This window comes from Faecalibacterium sp. Marseille-Q4164 (genome assembly GCF_017377545.1).
GTDB classification, from domain to species: Bacteria; Bacillota; Clostridia; order Oscillospirales; family Ruminococcaceae; genus Faecalibacterium; species Faecalibacterium duncaniae.
Genome location: NZ_JAFREJ010000002.1, coordinates 266300 through 289304, shown reverse-complemented (window position 1 = coordinate 289304; position 23005 = coordinate 266300). Strand labels below are relative to the sequence as shown.

At 56.1% G+C, this 23005-nt stretch carries 27 protein-coding genes; 3 read left to right on the top strand and 24 right to left on the bottom strand.

Annotated elements, in window-relative coordinates:
- Nucleotides 1–2: 2 nt before the first annotated feature.
- The 17 genes from J3352_RS04430 to J3352_RS04350 are packed head-to-tail and all read right to left on the bottom strand — an operon-like array spanning nucleotide 3 to nucleotide 8555.
- Nucleotides 3–704, bottom strand: a complete 702-nt coding sequence (locus J3352_RS04430; RefSeq protein WP_156065453.1) for an MBL fold metallo-hydrolase — start codon at nucleotides 702–704, stop codon at nucleotides 3–5.
- The gene (locus tag J3352_RS04425) at nucleotides 705–1826 is read right to left on the bottom strand and encodes a recombinase RecT (RefSeq protein WP_156065455.1); all 1122 of its coding nucleotides are present in this window, start codon (nucleotides 1824–1826) and stop codon (nucleotides 705–707) included. It lies immediately after the preceding gene.
- A gap of 18 nt (nucleotides 1827–1844) precedes the next feature.
- A complete protein-coding gene (locus J3352_RS04420) occupies nucleotides 1845–2192 on the bottom strand; it encodes a hypothetical protein (protein ID WP_156065457.1) in 348 nt (115 codons plus the stop codon).
- Entirely contained in the window at nucleotides 2182–2397 is a 216-nt protein-coding gene (locus tag J3352_RS04415; RefSeq protein ID WP_156065459.1) for a hypothetical protein, read from the bottom strand. The genes J3352_RS04420 and J3352_RS04415 overlap by 11 nt, the downstream gene beginning before the upstream one ends.
- Nucleotides 2394–2663 (bottom strand): hypothetical protein, encoded by a 270-nt coding sequence (locus tag J3352_RS04410; RefSeq protein WP_156065461.1) that lies wholly within the window; start codon nucleotides 2661–2663, stop codon nucleotides 2394–2396. The genes J3352_RS04415 and J3352_RS04410 overlap by 4 nt, the downstream gene beginning before the upstream one ends.
- Nucleotides 2660–4624: an AAA family ATPase gene (locus tag J3352_RS04405; protein ID WP_156065463.1), complete on the bottom strand. Its 1965-nt coding sequence runs from the start codon at nucleotides 4622–4624 to the stop codon at nucleotides 2660–2662. Before J3352_RS04405 ends, J3352_RS04410 begins: the two co-directional genes overlap by 4 nt.
- Entirely contained in the window at nucleotides 4599–4934 is a 336-nt protein-coding gene (locus tag J3352_RS04400) for a hypothetical protein (protein WP_156065465.1), read from the bottom strand. The genes J3352_RS04405 and J3352_RS04400 overlap by 26 nt, the downstream gene beginning before the upstream one ends.
- Complete coding sequence (locus tag J3352_RS04395) at nucleotides 4931–5128, bottom strand: hypothetical protein (protein WP_242699862.1); 198 nt, start codon at nucleotides 5126–5128, stop codon at nucleotides 4931–4933. Before J3352_RS04395 ends, J3352_RS04400 begins: the two co-directional genes overlap by 4 nt.
- A complete protein-coding gene (locus J3352_RS04390; protein WP_156065467.1) occupies nucleotides 5115–5618 on the bottom strand; it encodes a helix-turn-helix transcriptional regulator in 504 nt (167 codons plus the stop codon). Before J3352_RS04390 ends, J3352_RS04395 begins: the two co-directional genes overlap by 14 nt.
- Nucleotides 5619–5646: 28 nt before the next feature.
- On the bottom strand, nucleotides 5647–6291 hold the full coding sequence (locus J3352_RS04385) for an HNH endonuclease (RefSeq protein ID WP_197036511.1): 645 nt from the start codon (nucleotides 6289–6291) through the stop codon (nucleotides 5647–5649).
- Nucleotides 6282–6434, bottom strand: a complete 153-nt coding sequence (locus J3352_RS04380; protein ID WP_197036512.1) for a hypothetical protein — start codon at nucleotides 6432–6434, stop codon at nucleotides 6282–6284. The genes J3352_RS04385 and J3352_RS04380 overlap by 10 nt, the downstream gene beginning before the upstream one ends.
- Nucleotides 6431–6829, bottom strand: coding sequence for a hypothetical protein (locus J3352_RS04375; RefSeq protein ID WP_156065470.1), 399 nt, complete (start codon nucleotides 6827–6829; stop codon nucleotides 6431–6433). Before J3352_RS04375 ends, J3352_RS04380 begins: the two co-directional genes overlap by 4 nt.
- On the bottom strand, nucleotides 6826–7068 hold the full coding sequence (locus tag J3352_RS04370) for a hypothetical protein (protein WP_156065472.1): 243 nt from the start codon (nucleotides 7066–7068) through the stop codon (nucleotides 6826–6828). Before J3352_RS04370 ends, J3352_RS04375 begins: the two co-directional genes overlap by 4 nt.
- A gap of 44 nt (nucleotides 7069–7112) precedes the next feature.
- Nucleotides 7113–7379, bottom strand: a complete 267-nt coding sequence (locus J3352_RS04365) for a hypothetical protein (RefSeq protein WP_156065474.1) — start codon at nucleotides 7377–7379, stop codon at nucleotides 7113–7115.
- Complete coding sequence (locus tag J3352_RS04360; RefSeq protein WP_156065476.1) at nucleotides 7376–7597, bottom strand: hypothetical protein; 222 nt, start codon at nucleotides 7595–7597, stop codon at nucleotides 7376–7378. The genes J3352_RS04365 and J3352_RS04360 overlap by 4 nt, the downstream gene beginning before the upstream one ends.
- The gene (locus J3352_RS04355; RefSeq protein ID WP_156065478.1) at nucleotides 7587–8330 is read right to left on the bottom strand and encodes a cell envelope integrity protein TolA; all 744 of its coding nucleotides are present in this window, start codon (nucleotides 8328–8330) and stop codon (nucleotides 7587–7589) included. The genes J3352_RS04360 and J3352_RS04355 overlap by 11 nt, the downstream gene beginning before the upstream one ends.
- A gap of 24 nt (nucleotides 8331–8354) precedes the next feature.
- Nucleotides 8355–8555 (bottom strand): helix-turn-helix transcriptional regulator, encoded by a 201-nt coding sequence (locus tag J3352_RS04350; protein ID WP_156065480.1) that lies wholly within the window; start codon nucleotides 8553–8555, stop codon nucleotides 8355–8357.
- 164 nt (nucleotides 8556–8719) lie between these two features.
- On the opposite strand from J3352_RS04350, the gene J3352_RS04345 reads away from it, so the two are divergent.
- From J3352_RS04345 to J3352_RS04335, 3 genes are all read left to right on the top strand, one after another.
- Nucleotides 8720–9127, top strand: coding sequence for a helix-turn-helix domain-containing protein (locus J3352_RS04345; protein WP_156065482.1), 408 nt, complete (start codon nucleotides 8720–8722; stop codon nucleotides 9125–9127).
- 44 nt (nucleotides 9128–9171) lie between these two features.
- Entirely contained in the window at nucleotides 9172–9816 is a 645-nt protein-coding gene (locus J3352_RS04340) for a hypothetical protein (RefSeq protein WP_156065484.1), read from the top strand.
- An 895-nt stretch (nucleotides 9817–10711) separates the two neighbouring features.
- The gene (locus J3352_RS04335) at nucleotides 10712–11800 is read left to right on the top strand and encodes a site-specific integrase (RefSeq protein WP_156065486.1); all 1089 of its coding nucleotides are present in this window, start codon (nucleotides 10712–10714) and stop codon (nucleotides 11798–11800) included.
- Between the two features lie 154 nt (nucleotides 11801–11954).
- On the opposite strand, the gene guaA is transcribed toward J3352_RS04335, so the two are convergent.
- The 7 genes from guaA to rpoC form a co-directional block, all read right to left on the bottom strand.
- Nucleotides 11955–13505: a glutamine-hydrolyzing GMP synthase gene (gene guaA / locus J3352_RS04330; protein ID WP_097773655.1), complete on the bottom strand. Its 1551-nt coding sequence runs from the start codon at nucleotides 13503–13505 to the stop codon at nucleotides 11955–11957.
- A 100-nt stretch (nucleotides 13506–13605) separates the two neighbouring features.
- Nucleotides 13606–14238 (bottom strand): GyrI-like domain-containing protein, encoded by a 633-nt coding sequence (locus J3352_RS04325; RefSeq protein ID WP_035393594.1) that lies wholly within the window; start codon nucleotides 14236–14238, stop codon nucleotides 13606–13608.
- 213 nt (nucleotides 14239–14451) lie between these two features.
- The gene (tuf, locus tag J3352_RS04320; protein WP_005930548.1) at nucleotides 14452–15657 is read right to left on the bottom strand and encodes an elongation factor Tu; all 1206 of its coding nucleotides are present in this window, start codon (nucleotides 15655–15657) and stop codon (nucleotides 14452–14454) included.
- 168 nt (nucleotides 15658–15825) lie between these two features.
- Nucleotides 15826–17952, bottom strand: coding sequence for an elongation factor G (gene fusA, locus J3352_RS04315; protein WP_097773654.1), 2127 nt, complete (start codon nucleotides 17950–17952; stop codon nucleotides 15826–15828).
- 24 nt (nucleotides 17953–17976) lie between these two features.
- Entirely contained in the window at nucleotides 17977–18447 is a 471-nt protein-coding gene (gene rpsG / locus J3352_RS04310; protein WP_005930552.1) for a 30S ribosomal protein S7, read from the bottom strand.
- A 158-nt stretch (nucleotides 18448–18605) separates the two neighbouring features.
- Nucleotides 18606–19034, bottom strand: a complete 429-nt coding sequence (gene rpsL, locus J3352_RS04305) for a 30S ribosomal protein S12 (RefSeq protein WP_005930554.1) — start codon at nucleotides 19032–19034, stop codon at nucleotides 18606–18608.
- Nucleotides 19035–19407: 373 nt separating this feature from the next.
- Entirely contained in the window at nucleotides 19408–22983 is a 3576-nt protein-coding gene (rpoC, locus tag J3352_RS04300; RefSeq protein WP_156065488.1) for a DNA-directed RNA polymerase subunit beta', read from the bottom strand.
- Between the last annotated feature and the right edge of the window lie 22 nt (nucleotides 22984–23005).

Genomic DNA, 23005 nt, shown 5'->3' with positions numbered 1-23005 from the left:
AATTAACAAACGTACACTTCCGCGCCCGTAAGCCGCTGGATCTCGCGTTTCATTTCGGCTTCGTCCGAATTTTCCGCCGAAAGGTGCACCAGGTAAATTTGTTTCAGGCGCGATAGGTCGCTGGCCTCCAAAAATTCAACCAGGTGTTGGAGGCTCATGTGGCTGTGCATCAGCCGGGCGGCGCGTACTGTCGGAAGCACGTCTTCCGCAAGGTTTTCTTGCACCCTCTCCCGGGTGTAGTTGCACTCGCCCAAAATGTGGGTAATGCCGGAAAACTTATATTTCAGGTAATAGGTATCTGTGAAATAGAGCAGCTTTTCGCCGGTTGCGGTCGATTCCAGCAGAAAGCCTTGTGAATCCGGCGCGTCGTGCTCCACATCGAAGGGCAAAACCAGGAAGGTTCCCACGGTAAACTGTTCAAGCGGCCGCGTAACGTGCAGCCTGTGGCCTTCCAGGTGGCAGGCATCAATGGTGCCCTGGCCGGTGTAAACGTCCACGCCGTAGCGCAGAAGGGCGCCTGCTGCCTTGCTGTGGTCCCCGTGGCAGTGCGTAATAAAGCAGCCTTTCAGCTCTCGCACACGGAAGCCGCAGCCTATCTGGATTGCCTTCAAGGGAATACCAGCGTCAAGCAGCAGCGGGGTTTTGCCATCGGAGATCCAATAGGCGTTGCCGCTGCTGCCGCTGGCAATGGGTCGAATTTCCACTTAAAAATCCGGTTCCGCAACGTCCCACTGTGCCGGGGCTGCCTTCCGGCCGGTGGGCTGTGCTGCGGGTGTCGCCTGGGGTTCCAGAACTTCGCCGGTGTTGGCGTCAACCCGGATCGTTTTCTTGGGCTCCGGCAGGCTGGCGGGTGCCGCAGGCTGCGGGGCGCTGGTGTCGATCAGAACGGTGTTGGCCTGCTCCTGGATCTCGGCCTCTGCCTGGATCTCTGCATAGGCAACTTCTCTGGCCTTCATCACGCGGTAATCTTCATCCAGCTTTTCAGGGTCGCGGACAATGTGCTTTGCACTGAAAACCTCGCGGATCAGGGTCTTGCGGCACATTTCATCCAGCCAGCCTTCCACGGTGGTGTCTTCCTTCTTGCCGGTTTCCTTGTTGTAAACCTGTTTCGTGCCTCCCCAGAACTCGGCACTTGCATACTTGGGCATCCGCTTCCGAATGGCAGCCATGGGCATAATAATGAGCTCGTTCTGGGTCGGGTCGTCATATTCAAGGTAGCCAAAGCCGCCCACAATGTCGCCGCGGTCAAAGGGGTTCACGACCTCGAACTCGTAGGAAGCGACCGGGTGGCGGCTGTCCTTCGGGTGCGGGGTGAACTTGTCGTTGCTATAAACAAGCTCGACCGTGTCCGACTTGGGCGGGCGCTGCGCATATTTCAGGGCAACATAGCGGATGCCGTTATAACCGGGCATCAGGGTCACGTCATACAGATTCGTTCTGTTGTTCTTGTAGGGAATCGGGAACAACATATTTTCGCACTGCATATCCAGGCCCATGCGGGCGTAGCGCACCAGGTCCATTGCCAGGTCTTGGAGGTTGACGAACTTCCACGTTACGGGGAGGGTTTCATCATACTTGTGGTCACGGTTCTTCGCGTTCTTCGCCACGCGGTTTTCCTCCGCCGTAGCCAGGGCGCGGTCGATCTGAATAAAATAGCCCTGGATAAGGCGGCGCTGGAAGTCCGTTACTTCCACCTGGCTGCCGGTGCTGTTGGCGAACTGGGCCAGCACCTTTTTGGTGAAGCGGGTGCCGATGCTCTCGGTGACGGTTTCTGCCACTGCGTTTTCGGCTGCGGGGGTCATTGCTGCGTTGTTCTCTGCGTTCATGTGTGTTCCTCCATTTTTTTATTTCTTGCTGGCCGCGTAGAAGTCTACGGGCGGAAGCTTTACGGATTTTGCAAGCTCGTCCGCCATCTGTGCGGCCGCCGGGTCCTGCTTTGCCAGGCTGGCGGCGATGTGGCGGTGGAGCATAATCAACATGGCGGTGTCCGCCATCGGGTAAGGCCCCAGGGCTTCCGCAATACAGTTGAAGTAGTGCGCAAAGCCTTCCAGCAGCACCCGCAGGCCTTCTTCCGGCTTGTGCTGCTCCATGGTCAGCTCAACAGCCCGGGGCAGATACAGCGAAGTTTCCGGGGCTGCCTTGGGCTCCTCCGGCTTCTTCCAGGGCGGGTGGAACGGAAAGTTATTTTTCATGTGTGTTCTCCTCTTTGTCGTTCAGGACGTCAAAAACCGTTACCTGGTTCGGGTCCGGCATTTCTCGAAGGGCTTTCATGCGGCAAACGTGGCCGATGCCGTTTCTTACGCCCTCTTTGCTGGTCAGCAGGCCACCGCAGCGGCGGCAGCGGCAGGCCTGGATCATAAACGTGCCGGGCTCCCGGTCCTTGTCTGGGGCGCTCATTTCTTCCCTCCCGGAATCGGAATCACAATCGTGGCGGTGTGCCGCAAAATGTCGTCTTCCAGCTCCGGGCCGTTCGCGGGAAGAACGCCGCGGATGCCGTCGTGAACAGACTTCATTGCCGCAAGGAAAATGGGCGCATCCGTGCCCGGAAAGGTCTTGATAAGGTTCTTGAACTGCTGGCCGTAGAAATTCAAGCCCTGCTGCATCGTGCTTTCGGCTGATTCGGCCCCTTCCTCGTAAACCTTCCGCATAAAAGATTCGTTCATTTGTCTACCTCCACGCGCAGGCTTTCGTCTTCTGCGCTCACGACCAGGCGGATCACCTGGGAATCAACAGGGAGAAGCTCGGTCACGCTCTCGGCGTTGTCTACCACAATCGGCAGCCGGACGCCGTAATGGTGGGAAAGCGTGGCGATAATTTCCAGGCCAGCGTTTACCACAGCCGCCTTGTTGGCGGTGGAATACGGCACCATGGCGCCGCCCTCACCGGGCACCAGAACTTCGCAGCAGTCAGCAAGGCCGCCGTTCGTCTGCTCCCGGAAAAGTTGGAAGCTCACTGACTTAAACTTGCTGTTGATCCGCTCGGTCAGCAGGGCCACTTTGGTTTTTACGAAGACTTCACAGAGGTAAACGCCCTGTTCGGTCTTCTCGTACTCGGCAGCCAGGCTCTTTTCCTCGGCTTCAAGTTCCGCAATGCGCTGGCGCTGGCGTTCTGCGGCCGCCGTCTGGCTCTGCATATAGCGGATCTGGCGGCAGTTGTTCATGGCTGCCTGCTGGCGCTCGTTCACTTCACGAAGGGCCGCGCTCTGCTTCTGCTCGGCTGCCTCGATCTGGCCGGAAATTGTCTGGATGGTCTTCGCAATGGCCTGGCCGCGCTCGGTTTCGGAGAAATCCGGGCGGGGCGGCTCCGCCTTGATGGCCTCTATGCGGGCGGAATAAATTTCATCGGCGCGGGCCTCGGCCGCTGTCGCCTTTTCTTCGAGGGCCGCAATGTCCTGTTCAAGCTGGGCAATAGTTTCCTTGCTGGCTTCTTTTTTGCCCTTGGCGTTGATGGCTTCCAGCTTGGCGGACCGGCGCTGGAGGAAGTCTGCGCGGAGCTCCTCCACCTTTTCCTCCGGCAATGCCTGGCCGCAGGTCGGGCAGATCTCGCGGTGCTCGTCCCAGGTTTCGGCCGCCGCTTCCTTGTACTCGTCCAGAATTTCGGCCCGGCGGACCTTCATGTGTTCCAGGTCCGCTTTTTTGCGCCGGGCGTCCGCGGTAGCGTTGGCGGCCTCTGTCTTGGCCTCCAAAAGCTCGTTTTCCGCCTTTTCCTGGGCCTTGCGGTACTCGGCCCTGGCCTCGCTGCCCTCCTCAATGTACGCGGCTTTTGCTGCTGCGTAGTCCGCCTTGGCGTTTGCCAGGGAACTGCGGAGCTCGGAAGTGTCACCGGCCAGAATCGCCCGCTTCTCCTCGGCGATCTTGGCCTCCTCGGCCTCTGCTGCGGTCAGCTTGTCCGCCAGGTCTTCGGCCGCCGGGAGGTCCTTGTCGATGGCACGGGTCGCCTCGTCAATGCGGTTCGGAATGGCTTCGATCTTCTTGTTCAGGTCCGTTTTCTTGGCGGCCGCAATTTTGCGGTACTCGTCCACCTTATAAAGTTTGGTCGCGCTGCCGGGCATTTTAAGGAACTCGGGCAGCTCTTTGAGCTCCGGGGTGCTGTCGATCACGTCAGCGTCGGAAACGTCGCCGCAAATGTCCAAAAGGATTTCCCGGCGCTTCTGCCAGTCCATAACGGATGGGAAGTAGTCGGGCATGGTCAGCAGCTTCATGGTTTCCTCGCCGCCGCAATACTCCTGGACGGCCGCCGTGTACTCTTTTTCTTTGCAGGGAACGCCGTTGATCTGGTAGTCAATGGTATTCCCGGAATACTCCTCGGCTGCACTGCCGCGCTTGCGCTTCCAAACCTCGTGGAAGGTCTTTTTCAGGATCACGGTCTGGCCGTCGTCCAGCCGGAAGGTGCCGGTTGCGCTGTGTTCCAGGTTGTGCAAGTCGCCGTTGGGGCCCTTCGTCTTGGGGTCCCAGTTCTTTGCCCATGTGCTCGGCTTGCCGAAAAGCAGCCAGGTGATGGCGTTGAAGATGGTGGTCTTGCCGCTGGCGTTCCGGCCGTAAATGCTGGCGCTGTGGCCGTCCAGCTGGATTTCTTCATGCTTCAAGCCCTGGAAGTTTTCAAGGCTCAACGTCAAAAGCTCCATTGTGTGTCCTCCTTGATTTTGCGTAAAAAACGTGATAAACTGTTGGTGTGTGTTCTGGGGTCGTCAATTTTTGGCGGCCCTTCTCTTTATTGTCCATTATTGTCCAGGCTGAAAACGCGGCCTCGCGGATGTACTCCGCGGCAATCTGCGCCATATAGCCGGGCTGCTCTCTGCATCCGTCATACCCGCAGAACTCTGCGATATGGCGGATTTTTCTTTTGGCCTTCTCCCAGGCTTCCGACCACGCGGAATCGCTCACAGGGTGGCCGAGAATCGCGCTGGTGCGCTCTCTGGTTTCTTCTTCACTCATAAGCCGCACCGCTGCATGAAATAGCTGCGAGGAACGCGGCCCCGGGGCACTTCGTAACCCTTGGCGCGGAGCTCGTTGTTAAACTTCTGGATGGTGTGGTAGGCGGTAGACTTAGAAACGCTCAAAATCTCCATTGCCTCGTCCACCCGCACCATTTTGGAAGGCTCCCGGGTGCTTTTCTTACTTCTTGCCATTGTAGGCATCTCCTTTCAAATTCTTCTTGATCCAAAGCTGCATTGCCTCCGCTGTGCTGGCAACGTTCTTCATGTAGGCCAGGATCTCGCCCATCTGCACATCCTCGCCGGGGTCCACGCGGCCATCCCTGGCAATAGAAATAATGGCGGCACTAACTTTGTCTGCGCCCTGCAATGCGGCAAGTGCCTGCATCATAACGCGGTCGAACTCCTGCAAGGCGCAGGGCTTCACGTTCTGGCGGCCAATCGGGCAGCACGTCGAACAATAGAAATTCAAAAGCTGCGGGGCGTCGTAGGCATCGGCCAGAAGCATAACTTCTTCCGGGTATGGGGTGATGCTGTCCAGCTCTATGCGGGCCAGCCGGGTGCGGTCAATGCCCGTTTCGTCTGCTGCTCCTTCGCGGCTGCTGAATCGGTCGTTGACCTTCGCAGCCTCCATTCGTGCCAAATAGAACGGGCTGTTTGCCGCTTTCGTGGCGGGTTTGCTCATGTGTTCCAACCTCTTTTCGTGGTAAAATTTAGGTAGCGGGCCAGTTCTTCGGGGCAAATAGGCGGCCTTCTTGCCGGGCAAGCGCCCGAAGGTCCTCTTTAGCCTTTCTTACGCCCACGGTGTTGTCCCAGGCGTAATAGTTGCCGTCCGGGGCCAGAACGTGCCGTTTACATTTGCCGTTGCATCGGTCAATAATGGCCTGGTAGCTGAAATAGTTCTGCTTGGCAGCCTGGCGGGCACTGGAATAGCATTCCAGCAGCTCGCCGGTGGCGCTGAATTTCAGCACCGGCCGCCGGGTGCTATCCGCGCCGGTCATGCGGCCTATTTCTTCCGGGGTGCGGAAAACCAGGTTCCAAACGGAGTTGTCCGCCGGGTTGCCGTTCTTGTGAAAAATCGCCATCCCGGGAGGAACTGGCCCCAGAAAGGTTTCTGCCACGACCTTTGCGGCGGAAGCCTCCTTCCTGTGCCCTTCCAGATCTGTGAGGTGCACAAAGCGTTTTGCGCTGTCCCTGGCCTTTCCGCGGGGCTTTTTCTTAAACTGGGCCAGGATGGTGCGGCCTCCATTCTGGCGCCTCCGGCCGTGCCAGAAGGTGTTTGCAATGCGGCCCATGTCGCTTGCCTGGTACTTGCCGCCATAGCCGGGCACGTCCCGCCAGGCTTCACTTACTGCCACCGGTTTTCCCTCCTCCGCATGGCTTCCATCTGGCGGTCGTAATATGCGCGGCACTCCGCGCAATGCCCGGAGGAAATAAGCCCCAGTGCAAAGATGCCAGCTAAGGCGCCAACAACCAGGCCGCCAATAAACAAAAGGATCATTCTTCGCAGCCTCCTTTCTTTGCAGGCTTGTGCGCCGCGCCCTGAGCCTCTTCCTGTTCTTGCTCCGTATCATTCACCAGCGACGCCTTAACGCTTTCCGAAATCTCGCGCACCTGAAAGTTAAACCGTTCCACGACCGCCTCTGCGCTCTCCGCCCGGCGGTCCCGCTCGTCCTGGATATCCTGCGCAATACGCTTGGCGAATAACTTTGCAAAAACATCCGCCACTTTCTGCGGGTCTGCGCTGTCCTTGGCCGAGGCGGCAATCAGGCCGGAAGTTGCCCGAAGCAAAAACACGATCGTGTCGTATGGGCTTCCTGCAACGTTGCCGGTCATTTCAAAAGAAAGGCTGTCGCCTCCCTTGTCTACAATGCGGATGCTGTCAAATTCTTTCATGCGTATTCCTCCGGTGCCCCTCTGGACCTCCAAACGCCATAGGTCAAAGGCTCAAGGCCCGCGGCCCGGCGCTGCTCGTTGTATTTCTTCAAGGTTTCCAGGTCGTCGTCCAGGCTTCGCGGCTTCGGCCGTGCGGCCTCCTCGGCCCTCCTGGTCTCGTTCGCCCTGCGGACGGATTCTCTGTTGTGGCCCACACGGCAGACGGCGCAGCGCTTTGTATTGCTCGGCACGTCAACCATAAGCGCGCCACAGTCCACGCATTTCACCGTTGTGTGAAACATGGTCAGCCTGCCTTCCGCTTCATGCGGGGCTTCACGGTGCCCTTCTGGGCCTTATGGATCTTGTTCTCCCGCTTCTCCATGTCCTGCACTGCAAAGCTCACACGGGCCAGCAGCACGGCCAAAAGCAGAAAGCCCAGGGAAACCATAAACGTGCCGGTGCTGGTTTCGCCGGTCGTCTCAAAGTTCCCGGCAAAGCCCAGGCCAAAGAACAGGCCCAGGCCGCCGCACACGGCCGCGATCTTCTGCAAGGTAATGGACTTGATTTTCATTTTGCTTCCTCCTGTGGTCTTATGGTCACGCCTTCCGGGTCTACGGTAATCACCGCGCCAAGCCCGGCGGCCAGCTTCATAACGGTGCCAAACCGCGCCTGCTCAAGTTCCGCGCCCGGCCTGGTCAGCTTGAAAACGGCTCCCATGGAAAGGTCTGCGGCCTTGCTCAGCTTCTCCATGGAAAGGCCGCGCAGTATGCGGAGCTCGTCAATCGTCATTTTCCGAGCCTCCAATATTTCCCAGCGCACCCAGCAGGCGCAGCGCATCAACCTGGGCCTTGCGGCACTTGCGGAAGTTCTTTGCACTGTTGGACGCGCCAACGTGGACGGAGTTTTCAACCTCTGCCGTCATCCGGTCCGCGTAGTAAAGTGCTTCTTTGGCGGCTTCGTCGGCCTGCTTCCGCAGCATAATGGTAAGTTCTGCGGCAACGTTGTCCGGGAGGATCTTTCCCTTCGCCTTTTCCAGGGCGATCTTGAACTCCGCAGCCTCCTTCCGTGCCTGGCCCTCCATCTGCTTGGCCTTCTGCAATTCGGTTTCAAGCTCTGCAATGCGCTGGCCCTGGGCGTTCACCTTTTCGGTCATGCTCTTGCGGGTTTTTTCGTGCGCCTCCCGTTCGTCTTCCCAACGGCCCCTCATGCTGACTGCAAAATCGTTGTCGATGTTCTCCTCGGCGTCCTCCACGCAGCCACCAAAGGCCCACGCGCAATAGCTATCTTCGCCCAGGGCATCCAGAATGTTCTTGATTCGGCCCAAATACTCGCGTTCGGTGTCTTTGGAAACGCCTGCGTTTGTCTGGATCTGCTGCACCGTGCAGTCGTCCAGCTTTTCGGCTCCGTAGATTTTCCCCTGGATAAACGCTTCTTTGAAAGCAGCGTCCACGTTAATTTCGTAGACCTTCGACTTGTGGGTAATGCCTTTGCCATCCACCACGCTGATTTCGTACAAATTCATGTGTGTTCCTCCCTCCGTGTTTCGTTACGAAACACTAGAATCCAAAAAAATATCGTCGTTCTGGCAACCGACGGCCTTTTTGATTCTCACTGCCACATCGAACGAGGGATTTTTAACGCCCCTTTCGATGTTGGTGTAAGCCGAGCGGCTGATACCCGCTTTCTGGGCCACTTCTTCCTGCGTCAGGTTGCGTTCGATCCGAGCGTTCAGCAGTGCCTTTCTCATTTTCTCGCCCTCCTTTCGTGTTTCGTTTGGAAACAATGCCATTATAGTTTCGTTTGGAAACATTGTCAAGTGATTTTTGAGATTTTTGTTTCTTTTGGTGTCAATATGTTTACATAGGAAACATAGGGCGTTAAAATGTTTCTATACGAAAGAAGGAGGGCGTCATGTTCAGCGAACGACTAAAAAGGCTCCGCATGGAAAAAGGCATCACGCAAAAAGAACTCGCGGATCGACTGCACATTTCCAGGTCAACCATTGCGGGGTATGAATCGCTCGGAAAAGAACCAGACGGCGAAAAACTCTGCGCCCTGGCTGATTTTTTTGGGGTGTCCGTTGATTATCTTCTCGGCGTTACGGACAGCCGCGAACTTACAAGCCCAGCGCCAGCGGCCGCGCAGCGCCCGGCGGAGGCCGCAATCGCCGGGGAACTCGGTTCCCTGTCTGATCGGCAGCTCGACCGGCTCTTGGGGTATATTCAGGCGTTGAAGGAACTGCCGGAAGGCGCCGCATCGCAGAACACGACCATTGTGGAGAAGAACGTCTCAGAAGAGAACTCCTCCGCTGCGGGCTGATTTGGTTTCGGAAGTGAAAGGGCAAGCCGCCCAGGGAGGAAAACATGAACACGCTAAAACGAATCTTGAAGGGCATTCTGAAATTTTGCGGAATCTGCCTTTTGATCTTTCTCGCCATGTGTGCTTATAGCATCATCAAGTACAGCGGCAAATATCGCAACAAGGCGGCCGCATCTTCGGTTTCTGTCGCTTCAAGCGTTGCGGCTTCCGAAAGCGTTTCTAGTTCCGCCGCCGCTGCCGCTTCCGAATCCTCGGAAAGTATCGCCGCCTCTCTTTCCGCTGCCGTATCGGAAGCGGAGCCCTTCATGCTCGACGCAAGCGTCCTCACAACAAGCCGCACCGGCCGACAGGTCGAAGCGCCGGGGCTTTCACTGTCCTATGGTGAAATCGAGAGCCTTACCGTTGGCGGCGCCTGCGACGGCCAGATCGTGGTGAAGGTTCAGGCCTTCCCGGTCAGCAATTCGGAAAGCCGGGCCTTTGAATCCGTCCAGGATCTAGTCTTGAACCACGGCTTTGATGCTTGCAAGGCCATTGATTACTGGGTCGTGAATCCAGCCGGCGGCAACAAGTTTTTGAGCTTCTCGCTCGATTCCACTCTCATTTCCAAAATTGCTTCCGGCTCCATCGGTGCCGAAGAAATGGCGGGCGAAGTTTCCGACCTCTGGGTTGATAGCTCCGTCGTGCAGTAAAAAGCAACGCCCACCAGACCGTCAGAAAGCGGCCTTGTGGGCGTTTTGTTTTTCTTTGGCTAGTTTTTCGCATCGGTTTATAAAAAGCCGTGACAGGGCTTCTCTGGGGCCTCTGGCAGCGTTTTACCCTCTTTCGGCAAGTTGCCAGCAAGTTAAACGGCCGCCCTGCGTTTTATTCGCGCCGCGCGTTTTTTCTCGCGCCATTGCACGCTATTGCACGCGAATTGCACGTTTTTTAGCACGAATCGCACGTTTTGCGCGTTTTCAATCACAAAAAAGGGGCATTTTCGCGCGTTTTCCGGCATCAAGTTCAACTTTTCAGATTGCACGGGTTGAACTCATTTTCCGGGCTGCTGTCAAGTTGTAAGCAACTGCCGGACCATTTTCGGCACGTCACGAAAAAGGTCTGCGCCATGTCTTCGTGGCGCCGCGCAAACGTCCGCCTCTCAATCTAACCCATAAGCTATATATTATATTATTAAGCTATATCTAAGATAATAATATCTAAGATTAAGTTATATAGACTAGATATACAGGGATGTAAGATAGGGGTTGTTAGGGGGAAGAATACGGCAATTTAGGCCGTTGAAAACCGTGTTGAAAGCATTGTTTTTTGTCGTTGTTCCGTTTTGTTTTGGCTGTTGAAAACTGCATTTTCGGGGCGGTAACGCGTTGCCAACGCGTTACCGGGTGCGTTTGTTGAAAACTTGTTGAATCTTTTTCTTTCGCTTATTCGTCAGTTTTTCAAAATGCTGCCCAGTGAAGAAAATTCACTTTCAACATGAAACTTGCGTTTTCAACTTTTTATCGGTAACGCGTTTGCAACGCGTTACCTGCGTTACTTGTTGAAAACTATGTTAAAAGCTGTTGAAAAGTAGCAAATGGAGGGTTGCTCATGCCTGCATACAAGAATCAAAAAACGGGTGAATGGTATTGCATCTTCCGTGTTACGGACTGGACCGGCAAACGGAAGCAAATAAAGAAAAGCTGCTTTGCCCGCCGGGCGGATGCCCTGGCCTATGAACGCGAATATCTGGCGAAAAGCTCACGCACCACCAAAATGAAATTCGGCTCCCTGGTGGAGCTCTACATGGCGGACGCAAAAACCAGGCTCCGGCCCACCACCTACGAAATGAAACAATGGATCTTTGAAACGAAGATCCTTCCCTACTTCAAGGATCAGCTGGTGGATGAAGTGTCCGTTTCGTCCATTCGTGCCTGGCAAAATCACCTGATCGACGCCAGGGACAAGAACGGGAAGCCGTACTCTGCCACCTACCTGAAAACCATCAACAACCAAATGAGCGCCCTGTTCCGGTTCGCCGGGAAGTATTACGGCCTGAAAGAAAACCCCGTTTCCCTGGCCGGGTCCATGGGCAAAAGCAGCGCCGAAGAAATGCAGTTCTGGACACTGGAAGAATTTCAGAAGTTCATTGCCGGAATGTCAGATCCTACGGCATACGCCGCGTTCAATATCCTGTTTTGGACGGGTATGCGGGAAGGCGAACTGCTGGCCCTCACCCTGGCGGATGTAGATTTTGAACGGAAGGGAATTTTTGTGCGGCACTCCTACGCCCGCCTGAATGGCGAAGATGTTATTTCAGATCCGAAAACCCGCCGTTCCAAACGGTTCATTACGGTGCCGGACTTCCTGCTGGAAATCATTCGGGACTACGCTGCCAAGCTCTACGAATACCAGCCGGAAGAACGCCTGTTTGAATGTACCAAATACTGGCTAAAGGAACAGTTAGAGCGCTGCTGCCAGCGCACCGGCGTGAAGGTCATTCGGGTGCACGATATACGGCACTCCCATGCCTCCCTGCTTATCAACATGGGCACGGACGCCCTTCTGGTACAGCAGCGCCTTGGGCATGAAAAGGTTTCGACCACGCTTGGCACCTATGCCCACCTGTACCCAGATCGGACAAACAACGTCGCGGATCGGCTGGAAGCTCTGGCCTTCCCAGGGGAAAAGAAACCGTGATACTGGTTTGATTCTGCCCGGGGTGTTACTTTTCTGTTACTTTGGGCGCAAAAAAGCCCCGCCTTCAAGCGAAAATTCTTGAAAGCGAGGCCATTTTTATACGTTGTTGTGTTCTATTTTGCAGAGGTCTAAAAAAACGGAAGGCAAATTTTCATTACTCGAGCTCGATGGTGGCAGGCGGCTTACCGGTGCAATCGTAGAACACACGGTTGACGTGCTTGACCTCATTGACGATGCGGCTGGTCACGGTGCCCAGAACATCCCAAGGCACATTGTAGCTCTCAGCCGTCATAAAGTCGGTAGTAGTCACAGCACGCAGGGCCACAGCATAGTCATAGGTACGCTCGTCACCCATCACGCCGACGCTGCGCATATTGGTCAGAGCGGCGTAATACTGGTTGATCTCCTTATCCAGACCCGCCTTGGCGATCTCCTCACGCCAGATTGCGTCTGCATCCTGCACGATGGCAACCTTCTCAGGGGTCACCTCGCCGATGATGCGGATGCCCAGACCGGGGCCGGGGAACGGCTGACGGCTGACCAGATACTCAGGCAGGCCCAGTTCGCGGCCAACCTGACGCACCTCATCCTTAAACAGGTTGCGCAGGGGCTCCACCAGCTCCTTGAAGTCCACGGTATCGGGCAGGCCGCCGACATTGTGGTGGCTCTTGATGACGGTGGATTCGCCGCCCAGGCCGCTCTCCACAACGTCGGGATAGATGGTGCCCTGTGCCAGGAAATCCACCTTGCCGATCTGCTTTGCCTGCTCCTCAAAGACGCGGATGAACTCCTCGCCGATGATCTTGCGCTTGCGCTCGGGCTCAGTAACACCGGCCAGCTTGCTGAAATAGCGGTCACGGGCATCCACACAGATGAAGTTGATATCAAAGCCGTTGGCATTGCCCGGGCCAAAGACAGAGCAGACCTCTTCCTTTTCGTTCTTGCGGAGCAGACCATGATCCACAAACACGCAGGTCAGCTGCTTTCCGATAGCCTTTGCCAGCATTGCAGCCAGCACAGAGGAATCCACGCCGCCGGACAGGGCGCACAGCACCTTGCCGTCGCCAATGCGCTCCCGCAGAGCCTTGACATTGTTCTCCACGAAGGAGTCCATCTTCCAGTCACCGGAGCAGCCACAGACGTTATACACGAAGTTGCGGAGCATCTTCTTGCCCTCAGCGGTGTGGAGCACTTCCGGGTGGAACTGAACAGCGTACAGGCCCTTCTCGGCGTTCTCTGCAGCAGCCACAGGGCAGTTCACAGTGTGTGCGGTGATCTTGAAGCCGGGGGCTGCCTGCTCGATGTAGTCATTGTGGCTCATCCAGCAGATGGTGGAGGGCTGAACATCCTCGAACATCTTGCTGCTGTTGTCCACAAAGACCTCGGTCTTGCCGTACTCACGCTCAGGGGCGCGGCAGACATGACCGCCCAGCAGGTGCATCATCAGCTGGCTGCCGTAGCAGATTCCCAGCACAGGGATGCCCCAGTTGAAGATCTCGGGGTCGATGGTGGGCGAATCTTCCAGATAGACGCTGTTGGGGCCGCCGGTGAAGATGATGCCCTTGGGGTTCTTCGCCTTGATGACCGACAGGTCAGTTTTGTAGGAATAGATTTCACAGTAGACATTGTTCTCGCGGACACGGCGCGCGATCAGCTGATTGTACTGGCCGCCAAAGTCCAGCACGATGACAGTTTCATGCTGCATGATGTTCTCCTCCCTTTTCTATCCAATGGAATTTTACAGATAGATATAGTATAGCACATCTCACAACGAAAATCGACAGTCTTTGTGAACTTTCCCGATTTTATTTTACGCGAACAGGATGCCGCAGCACCGTTTTCAATTTTTCCGGTGCTGTCCGGCGCGGATCGCTGAGGTAAATTTCGTGGTGACGGCGGTGCCCGGTGAAATCAGTCTCATAGCCCTGTTCCCGCGCAAAAGCATCCATCTGCTCCAGCGTCTCCGGTTCGGCATCATAAGAACCAACATGCATACACTGCACACAAAGTCCTTCATCATAGTGGAGGAACTGCACTTTGGAGAAATCCTTCTTCTTTTTTGCAGTCGCTTCCTGAACGGCCCAATCGAACACTTCCCGGGTCACGAAATCCGGCAGGCGGATCATACTTGTCCACTCAAAGCATTCTTTGTGGGCGTAGTCCACACCGTCCACCCCCTCTTGATGCCACAAACCCTCCAACGGTGGGACAACATATTCAAAGTAACCGTCGATCTTATGGCTTCCCTTGTAGCTCATCTTGATGGTAAAGGCAATGCCATACAGCAACTCCATTGCCGCCTGATATTCCCCACCTGGTTCATTGGGGTCTCCCCTGCCCTGTACAGACACAAAATTCATCGGCGGAACAGTTACAATACCCGGCTTCCTGGGTGGAAGATAAAACTCCTTGTACTCCTTCTTATAGTCAAACGCCATAGTGCCGTCCTCCATTCTTCGACATCTTGTTTCTTTAATGTCAGCATATCATAACAACCTTTATTTGTAAAGCACTTTTTGGCAAAAACAAAAATCCCCTGCCATCTCGGGCAGAGGATCTGTTAGCGCAAAAAGAGCCTTCCCACTCTCCGGAATGGGAAGGCTCTTTGTAAGTTTAACCTTTTGCCTTAGAACAGGCGCAGAGGGTCAAAATCACTCAATGATCTTGCCAACAACGCCGGAACCAACGGTACGGCCACCCTCACGGATAGCGAAACGCAGGCCCTCTTCCATAGCAACGGGGGTCAGCAGCTCAACGTGCATCTGAACGTTATCGCCGGGCATGCACATCTCGGTGCCTTCGGGCAGGGTGATGATGCCGGTCACGTCAGTGGTACGGAAGTAGAACTGAGGACGATAGTTGGAGAAGAAGGGGGTGTGACGGCCGCCTTCGTCCTTGGTCAGGACGTAGACCTGAGACTCGAAGACCTTGTGGGGATGGACAGTGCCGGGCTTAGCCAGAACCTGGCCACGCTCGATCTGGGTACGGTCAACACCACGCAGCAGAGCGCCGATGTTATCGCCAGCCTCAGCGAAGTCCAGAGACTTACGGAACATCTCCAGGCCGGTGATGGTGGTGCTCAGACGATCGGGCTTAATGCCAACAATCTCCATTGCATCGCCAACCTTAGCAATGCCACGCTCAACACGACCGGTAGCAACAGTACCACGGCCGGAAATGGTCATGACATCCTCGATGGGCATCAGGAAGGGCTTGTCTTCCTCACGATCGGGGTTGGGGATATAGCTGTCAACAGCGTCCATCAGCTCCTTGATGCAAGCATACTCGGGTGCATCAGGATCCTTGGAGGTGGACTCCAGAGCCTTCAGAGCGGAGCCACGGATGATGGGGGTGTCGTCGCCGGGGAAGTCATACTCGCTCAGCAGCTCACGGATCTCCATCTCGACCAGATCCAGCAGCTCCTCGTCGTCGACCATATCGCACTTGTTCATAAAGACAACGATATAGGGCACGCCGACCTGACGAGCCAGCAGGATGTGCTCACGGGTCTGGGGCATGGGACCATCGGTAGCAGCAACGACCAGGATAGCGCCGTCCATCTGAGCAGCACCGGTGATCATGTTCTTAACGTAGTCAGCATGGCCCGGGCAGTCAACGTGAGCGTAGTGACGAGCATCGGTCTGGTACTCGACATGAGCGGAGTTGATCGTAATACCACGAGCGCGCTCCTCGGGAGCCTTATCGATGTTGGCATAGTCCATGAAGTCTGCGTCGCCCTTCAGTGCCAGATACTTGGTGATAGCGGCGGTCAGAGTGGTCTTGCCGTGGTCAACGTGACCGATGGTGCCGATGTTAACATGCGGCTTAGAACGGTCAAATTTTGCCTTTTCAGCCATTGGAATATCCTCCCTTAATCGGATTGAATTTGGTTACAACAGTCCTGCAAACACAGAATTGCATTGCAAAACTATTCTACTAAATTTGTCCTGTAAAATCAAGTGCTTTTACAGGAAATTTTGCCGGAGCTACACTACCCCGGCAAAATTTTACTTTGTTTCAGGCAATCAAGCCTTGGTGCGGCCAGCAATGATCTGGTCGGCAATGTTCTTGGGAACCGGCTCGTAGTGAGAAGGCTCCATGACATACTGGCCACGGCCCTGGGTCTTGGAACGCAGGTCGGTGGCGTAGCCGAACATCTGAGCCAGAGGAACGAAGGCGTTGACACGCTGAGTGCCTGCCATTGCCTCCATGCCCTGGATCTGGCCACGGCGAGAGTTCAGGTCGCCGATGACATCGCCCAGATACTCATCAGGAACGATAACAGCAACCTTCATGATGGGCTCGGTGATGATGGGGTCAGCCTTGCGCATAGCGTCCTTGAAGGCCATAGAACCTGCAATGGAGAAGGCCATTTCAGAGGAGTCGACCTCGTGATAAGAACCATCCCACAGGGTGACCTTGACATCAACGACAGGATAGCCAGCCAGAACGCCGGACTTCATAGCACCCTGGATACCATTGTCGATAGCCGGGATGTATTCCTTCGGGATGGCACCGCCAACGATGGCGTTGACGAACTCGTAACCCTTGCCGGGCTCGTTGGGCTCGATCTTGATCTTAACATGACCGTACTGGCCCTTACCACCAGACTGACGTGCGTACTTGGTCTCCTGATTGGCCTCCTTGCGGATGGTCTCACGGTAAGCGACCTGAGGTGCGCCAACGTTGGCCTCGACCTTGAACTCACGCAGCAGACGGTCGACGATGATCTCCAGATGGAGCTCGCCCATGCCAGCGATGATGGTCTGGCCGGTCTCTTCATCAGTGTAGGTCTTGAAGGTAGGATCCTCTTCGGCCAGCTTTGCCAGCGCGATGCCCATCTTCTCGTTGCCGGCCTTGGTCTTGGGCTCGATGGCAACGCGGATAACGGGCTCGGGGAACTTCATGGACTCCAGAATGATGGGATGATTCTCATCACACAGAGTATCACCAGTGGTGGTGTTCTTCAGACCGACAACAGCAGCGATATCACCTGCATAGCAGCAGTCGATATCCTTGCGGTGGTTGGAGTGCATCTGCAGGATGCGGCCCATACGCTCTCTAGCGTCCTTCACGGAGTTGTAGACAGTAGTACCAGCCTCGACCTTACCGGAGTAGACACGGAAGTAAGCCAGCTTACCAACGAACGGATCGGTTGCAATCTTGAAGGCCAGAGCTGCGAAGGGAGCGTCGTCGGAAGACGGACGGGTCTCCTGCTCTTCGGTCTCAGGATTCACACCCTTGATGTCCTCAACGTCGGTAGGAGCGGGCATATAATCCACGATAGCGTCCAGCAGCTTCTGGACACCACGGTTCTTGTAGGAAGAACCACAGACCACGGGCACCAGAGTGTTGGCAATGGTCTCCTTGCGGATGGCAGCCTTCAGCTCCTCGCGGGTGATCTCCTCACCCTCGAGATACTTCTCCATCAGGACTTCGTCGTTCTCGGCAACAGCCTCGATCAGGATGTTGCGGTACTCCTCGGCCTGCTCGACCATATCCTCAGGGATGGGCTCAGTGCGCATATCGTTGCCCATGTCGTCATAGTAGACCTCAGCGTTCATATCGACCAGGTCAACAATACCACGGAAGGTATCCTCCTGGCCGATGGGCAGCTGGATCGCCACGCCGTTAGCGTGCAGACGATCATGCAGCATCTTGATGCAGCGGAAGAAGTCGGCACCCATGGTATCCATCTTGTTGACGTAAACCATGCGAGGGACTTTGTACTCATCAGCCTGACGCCAAACGGTCTCAGACTGAGGCTCGACACCGCCCTTAGCAGCCAGAACGGTCACAGAACCGTCCAGGACGCGCAGGGAACGCTGGACCTCAACAGTAAAGTCCACGTGGCCCGGGGTGTCGATGATGTTGATGCGGTGACGGTTCTTCTTGAATGCAACCGGATCCTTCTGGGTCTCAGAGTGGCTCCAGTAGCAGGTGGTAGCAGCGGAAGTGATGGTAATACCACGCTCCTGCTCCTGAACCATCCAGTCCATGGTGGCACCGCCATCATGGACTTCGCCGATCTTGTGGTTGATGCCGGTGTAGTACAGAATACGCTCGGTGGTAGTCGTCTTACCAGCATCAATGTGGGCCATAATGCCGATATTTCTCGTCATCTGAAGAGAAACTTCTCTGGGTGTAGCCATGAAATTAACCTCCTACAGAACAGATCAATAACGGAAATGAGCGAAAGCCTTGTTGGCCTCGGCCATCTTGTGGGTATCCTCGCGCTTCTTCACGGCGTTACCAGTGTTGTTGGCAGCATCCATGATCTCGGCGGCCAGACGCTGGGCCATGGTCTTCTCACCACGGCTGCGGCTGTAAGCGGTCAGCCAGCGCAGACCCAGGGTCTCGCGGCGGGCAGGGCTGACTTCCAGAGGAACCTGGTAGTTAGCGCCACCAACACGGCGGGTCTTGCACTCGAGGCTGGGCATGATGTTCTCCATCGCCTTCTCGAAAGTTTCCAGAGGATCGTTGCCGGTCTTTTCCTGAATCATGGAGAAAGCCTCGTAAACGATCTTCTGAGCGACGCCCTTCTTGCCATCCAGCATCACGCTGTTGACCAGACGGGTGACCATCTTGGAATTGTAAATAGGATCAGCTAAGACATCGCGCTTAGCAATGTTACCTCTTCTAGGCATCTTTCTTCCCTCCTTCACAGAATGATATCATCGGTACTCGAAAGTAATAAAACTCCCGTTGTGTCACAAAGAGCTGACCTTACATAAACCGTTACCCTCCGCGCAATGCGGACTTGTTATTTATATAATGGAAAGCCGTTTATGGCGGTTGTCCTCAATTACTTCTTTGCAGCACCGGCCTTAGGACGCTTTGCGCCGTACTTGGAGCGGGCCTGATTACGGCCTGCCACACCCTGAGTATCCAGGGTACCACGGATGATGTGGTAACGCACACCGGGCAGGTCCTTAACACGGCCGCCACGGATCAGCACGACGGAGTGCTCCTGCAGGTTATGGCCGATACCGGGAATGTAAGAGGTGACCTCGATACCATTCGTGAGGCGGACACGAGCAACCTTACGCAGAGCAGAGTTAGGCTTCTTGGGGGTCATGGTACGAACTGCAGTGCAGACACCACGCTTCTGGGGGCTGCTCAGATCAGAGTACTGCTTCTTCTGAGAGTTATAAGTCTTCTGCAGGGCGGGAGCGGTGCTCTTGGTAACCAGGACCTCACGGCCTTTGCGTACAAGCTGGTTAAAAGTAGGCATTTTGTTTCTCCTTTCTTAATAGTGAACATCGGATATTTTCCGACTTTTTAGCCGCACTTCCCCTATGGGGACGCGCAACAGTTATATAATACTCGTTTTGATTAGGAATGTCAACAGTTTTTCCAATATTTTTTTGTTTTATTCGCCGAAGGACTCAACCGCTGATTTTTCCTTTACTCCCTCAGTCTGCTGCGCAGACAGCCCCCTCTCAGAGGGGGCCTTTCCCCTGCTTCGGGCCAAGCAGGCCTCCCTCCCAGAGGGAGGTGGCATTGCGAAGCAATGACGGAGGGAGTTTCAAATCAAAAAAGCCGCCCTCCCCTGCGTTCAGGGAAAGGCGGCTCATGGATCGATTCAGTTCCGGGCAGACAGAGTTTTACTGCTGGTTTGCTGCAGCCAGCTCAGCGGCAACAGCCTCGTCGCGCTCCTGCTCACGGCGCTTCAGATCCTCACGCACCTCCGGCAGACCGGTACCGGCGGGGATCAGCTTACCGATGATGACATTTTCCTTCAGGCCGGCCAGCGGGTCAACCTTGCCCTTGATGGCGGCTTCGGTCAGGACACGGGTGGTCTCCTGGAAGGATGCGGCAGACAGGAAGGACTCGTTTGCCAAGGCAGCCTTGGTGATGCCCAGCAGCACCTGCTGATACTCGACCAGCTTGATGCCCTCTTCACCGTCATCAATGCGCTTCTGCAGCTCGGCGTTGATGTTCTCAACTTCCAGACGGTTTGCCAGTGCACCGCCGATCAGGTCGGAGGAGCCGGAGTCGGTCACGCGGACCTTGCGGCACATCTGACGGACGATGACCTCGATATGCTTATCGTTGATCTCAACGCCCTGCAGACGGTAGACCTTCTGGACCTCGCTGATCAGGTAGTTCTGCACATCGCTCAGACCCTTGATGGCCAGGATATCCTGGGGATACAGAACACCTTCGCGGGTGATGATGTCGCCCTTCTCCACACGATCGCCGGGCATGACACGTGCATGCTGGGTGAAGGGGATGGAGTAGCTCTTCACCACCTCGGCACCGTTCTCATCCTTGCCGGTGACCTTGATGACGACGTTCTTCTTGGTGTCATCCTGAGAGACAACACCGGAGATCTCGCTCATAATGGCCATGCTCTTGGGACGGCGGCTCTCGAACAGTTCCTCAACACGGGGAAGACCCTGGGTAATATCCTCAGCAGACGCAATACCGCCGGTATGGAAGGTACGCATGGTCAGCTGGGTACCGGGCTCGCCAATGGACTCTGCTGCGATGACACCGATGGACTCGCCCAGCTGGACGGGCTCACCATTTGCCATATCGCTGCCGTAGCAGTGTGCGCAGACACCCACCTTGGCGCGGCAGGTCAGCAGGCTGCGGATCTTCAGCTTGGTGATGCCTGCAGCCTCGATGTCGTTGGCATCGTACAGGTCGATCATCTTGCCCTCGGGCACGATGACCTCGCCGGTGACGGGGTTGATCACATCGCCCACAGCGTAACGACCGATGATACGCTCACGGAAGCTCTCGATCTTCTCCTTGCCCTCGTGGATCTCAGAGACCCACAGGCCGTCGGTGGTGCCGCAGTCGATCTCACGGACGATGACCTCCTGAGAAACATCGACCATGCGGCGGGTCAGGTAGCCGGAGTCAGCGGTACGCAGAGCGGTATCGGCCAGACCCTTACGAGCGCCACGGGCAGAAACGAAATATTCCAGAATGTTCAGACCTTCGCGGTAGTTTGCACGAATGGGCATCTCGATGGTCTTACCTGCGGTGTTGGCCAGCAGGCCGCGCATGCCGGCCAGCTGCTTGATCTGGTTCATAGAACCACGCGCACCGGAATCAGCCATCATAAAGATCTCGTTGTCCTTGGGCAGGTTGGCTGCCAGAGCCTTGGAGACCTTATCGGTGGTTGCCTGCCAGATGTTGATGGTCTGGGTGTAACGCTCGTTCTCAGAGATCAGGCCGCGGTTGAACAGCTTGTTGACCTGAGAGACCTGCTTATCCGCGTCAGCGATCAGCTCGTCCTTCTGCGGAGGAATGACAGCGTCACACACAGCAACAGAGATTGCAGACAGGGTGGAGTACTTATAGCCCTGAGCCTTGATGGAGTCCAGCATCTTTGCGCAGGCACGGGTGCCATTGCGGGTTATGCAGCGGGAAATGATGTCGGGCAGGGTCTTTTTGGTCACGCGGAAGCTGACCTCATACTCCAGCCAGTGCTCCGGGTCGGTGCGGTCGATATAACCCAGGTTCTGAGGAACGGGGTTATTGAAGATGATCCGGCCGACGGTGGCATCCACCAGACCGGTGCGCTCCACACCATCAATGACCATGGTGCGGCGGACCTTGATGGGAGCGTGCAGGGTCACAACGTGCTCTGCATAGGCCATCAGGGCCTCGTTCTCATCACGGAAGATCTTGCCTGCACCCTCTTCGTTCTCACGAACGGTGGTCAGGTAGTAGCTGCCCAGGATCATATCCTGAGTAGGAACGGTAACAGGTGCGCCGTCAGAGGGCTTCAGCAGGTTGCCGGAAGCCAGCATCAGCATCTTGGCCTCACGGCAGGCATCCTCGCCCAGGGGCAGGTGAACTGCCATCTGGTCACCGTCGAAGTCGGCGTTGAATGCGGTACATGCCAGGGGGTGCAGCTTGATGGCACGGCCCTCGACCAGCACGGGGTTGAAGGCCTGAATGCCCAGACGGTGCAGGGTAGGTGCACGGTTCAGCAGGACCGGGTGGCCCTTGATCACGGTCTCCAGGCTGTCCCAGACCTCGGGCTTTGCACGCTCGACCATCTTACGGGCAGACTTGATGTTGTTGGCAACACCCTTCTCGACCAGATCCTTCATCACGAAGGGCTTGAACAGCTCCAGAGCCATCTCCTTGGGCAGACCGCACTGATCCATCTTCAGCTCAGGGCCGACGACGATAACAGAACGACCGGAGTAGTCAACACGCTTGCCCAGCAGGTTCTGGCGGAAGCGGCCCTGCTTGCCCTTCAGCAGATCGGACAGGCTCTTCAGGGCACGGTTGTTGGGGCCGGTGACCGGGCGGCCGCGGCGGCCGTTGTCGATCAGGCTGTCAACTGCTTCCTGCAGCATCCGCTTCTCGTTGCGCACGATGATGTCGGGAGCACCCAGCTCCAGCAGGCGGCGCAGACGGTTGTTGCGGTTGATTACGCGGCGGTACAGATCGTTCAGGTCGGAGGTGGCAAAACGGCCGCCATCCAGCTGGACCATGGGGCGCAGATCAGGGGGCAGCACGGGCAGCACGTCCATGACCATCCACTCGGGGCGGTTGCCGGAAATGCGGAATGCCTCAACGACCTCCAGACGCTTCAGGATGCGGACCTTCTTCTGGCCGGAGGACTTTTCCACCTCAGCGGTCAGCTCAGCGCTCAGCTGATCCAGATCGATCTCCTTCAGCAGCTCCTGGATGGCCTCAGCACCCATGGATGCCTCAAACTCATCGCCGTAGCGCTCACGCATCTCACGGTATTCCTTCTCGGTCAGCAGCTGCTTCTTTTCCAACGGGGTCAGACCGGGATCGGTAACGATATAGCTTGCAAAGTACAGGACCTTCTCCAGCAGGCGGGGGCTGATGTCCAGCATCAGGCCAATGCGGCTGGGAATGCCCTTGAAGTACCAGATGTGGCTGACGGGCGCGGCCAGCTCAATGTGGCCCATGCGCTCACGACGAACCTTTGCCTTGGTGACCTCGACACCGCAGCGATCGCAGATCTTGCCCTTGTAGCGGATGCGCTTGTACTTGCCGCAGTGGCACTCCCAGTCCTTGGTAGGTCCAAAAATGCGCTCGCAGTACAGGCCGTCGCGCTCCGGCTTCAGGGTGCGGTAGTTGATGGTCTCAGGCTTCTTGACCTCGCCGTAGCTCCAGTTGCGGATCTGCTCCGGAGAAGCCAGGCCGATTTTAATGGAATCGAAAACGTTGTTTTCCATGAAACGAACCCTTTCTTAATCT

Coding starts and splice junctions, on each gene's coding strand:
- J3352_RS04375 (WP_156065470.1), bottom strand. CDS start 6,829: ATGAAAGAATTTGACAGCATCCGCATTGTAGACAAGGGAGGCGACAGC.
- J3352_RS04405 (WP_156065463.1), bottom strand. CDS start 4,624: ATGGAGCTTTTGACGTTGAGCCTTGAAAACTTCCAGGGCTTGAAGCAT.
- J3352_RS04400 (WP_156065465.1), bottom strand. CDS start 4,934: ATGAGTGAAGAAGAAACCAGAGAGCGCACCAGCGCGATTCTCGGCCAC.
- guaA (WP_097773655.1), bottom strand. CDS start 13,505: ATGCAGCATGAAACTGTCATCGTGCTGGACTTTGGCGGCCAGTACAAT.
- rpsL (WP_005930554.1), bottom strand. CDS start 19,034: ATGCCTACTTTTAACCAGCTTGTACGCAAAGGCCGTGAGGTCCTGGTT.
- fusA (WP_097773654.1), bottom strand. CDS start 17,952: ATGGCTACACCCAGAGAAGTTTCTCTTCAGATGACGAGAAATATCGGC.
- J3352_RS04365 (WP_156065474.1), bottom strand. CDS start 7,379: ATGAAAATCAAGTCCATTACCTTGCAGAAGATCGCGGCCGTGTGCGGC.
- J3352_RS04415 (WP_156065459.1), bottom strand. CDS start 2,397: ATGAGCGCCCCAGACAAGGACCGGGAGCCCGGCACGTTTATGATCCAG.
- J3352_RS04350 (WP_156065480.1), bottom strand. CDS start 8,555: ATGAGAAAGGCACTGCTGAACGCTCGGATCGAACGCAACCTGACGCAG.
- J3352_RS04390 (WP_156065467.1), bottom strand. CDS start 5,618: ATGAGCAAACCCGCCACGAAAGCGGCAAACAGCCCGTTCTATTTGGCA.
- rpsG (WP_005930552.1), bottom strand. CDS start 18,447: ATGCCTAGAAGAGGTAACATTGCTAAGCGCGATGTCTTAGCTGATCCT.
- tuf (WP_005930548.1), bottom strand. CDS start 15,657: ATGGCTGAAAAGGCAAAATTTGACCGTTCTAAGCCGCATGTTAACATC.
- J3352_RS04340 (WP_156065484.1), top strand. CDS start 9,172: ATGAACACGCTAAAACGAATCTTGAAGGGCATTCTGAAATTTTGCGGA.
- J3352_RS04410 (WP_156065461.1), bottom strand. CDS start 2,663: ATGAACGAATCTTTTATGCGGAAGGTTTACGAGGAAGGGGCCGAATCA.
- J3352_RS04360 (WP_156065476.1), bottom strand. CDS start 7,597: ATGACGATTGACGAGCTCCGCATACTGCGCGGCCTTTCCATGGAGAAG.
- J3352_RS04420 (WP_156065457.1), bottom strand. CDS start 2,192: ATGAAAAATAACTTTCCGTTCCACCCGCCCTGGAAGAAGCCGGAGGAG.
- J3352_RS04325 (WP_035393594.1), bottom strand. CDS start 14,238: ATGGCGTTTGACTATAAGAAGGAGTACAAGGAGTTTTATCTTCCACCC.
- J3352_RS04355 (WP_156065478.1), bottom strand. CDS start 8,330: ATGAATTTGTACGAAATCAGCGTGGTGGATGGCAAAGGCATTACCCAC.
- rpoC (WP_156065488.1), bottom strand. CDS start 22,983: ATGGAAAACAACGTTTTCGATTCCATTAAAATCGGCCTGGCTTCTCCG.
- J3352_RS04370 (WP_156065472.1), bottom strand. CDS start 7,068: ATGGTTGACGTGCCGAGCAATACAAAGCGCTGCGCCGTCTGCCGTGTG.
- J3352_RS04345 (WP_156065482.1), top strand. CDS start 8,720: ATGTTCAGCGAACGACTAAAAAGGCTCCGCATGGAAAAAGGCATCACG.
- J3352_RS04335 (WP_156065486.1), top strand. CDS start 10,712: ATGCCTGCATACAAGAATCAAAAAACGGGTGAATGGTATTGCATCTTC.
- J3352_RS04380 (WP_197036512.1), bottom strand. CDS start 6,434: ATGATCCTTTTGTTTATTGGCGGCCTGGTTGTTGGCGCCTTAGCTGGC.
- J3352_RS04395 (WP_242699862.1), bottom strand. CDS start 5,128: ATGGCAAGAAGTAAGAAAAGCACCCGGGAGCCTTCCAAAATGGTGCGG.
- J3352_RS04425 (WP_156065455.1), bottom strand. CDS start 1,826: ATGAACGCAGAGAACAACGCAGCAATGACCCCCGCAGCCGAAAACGCA.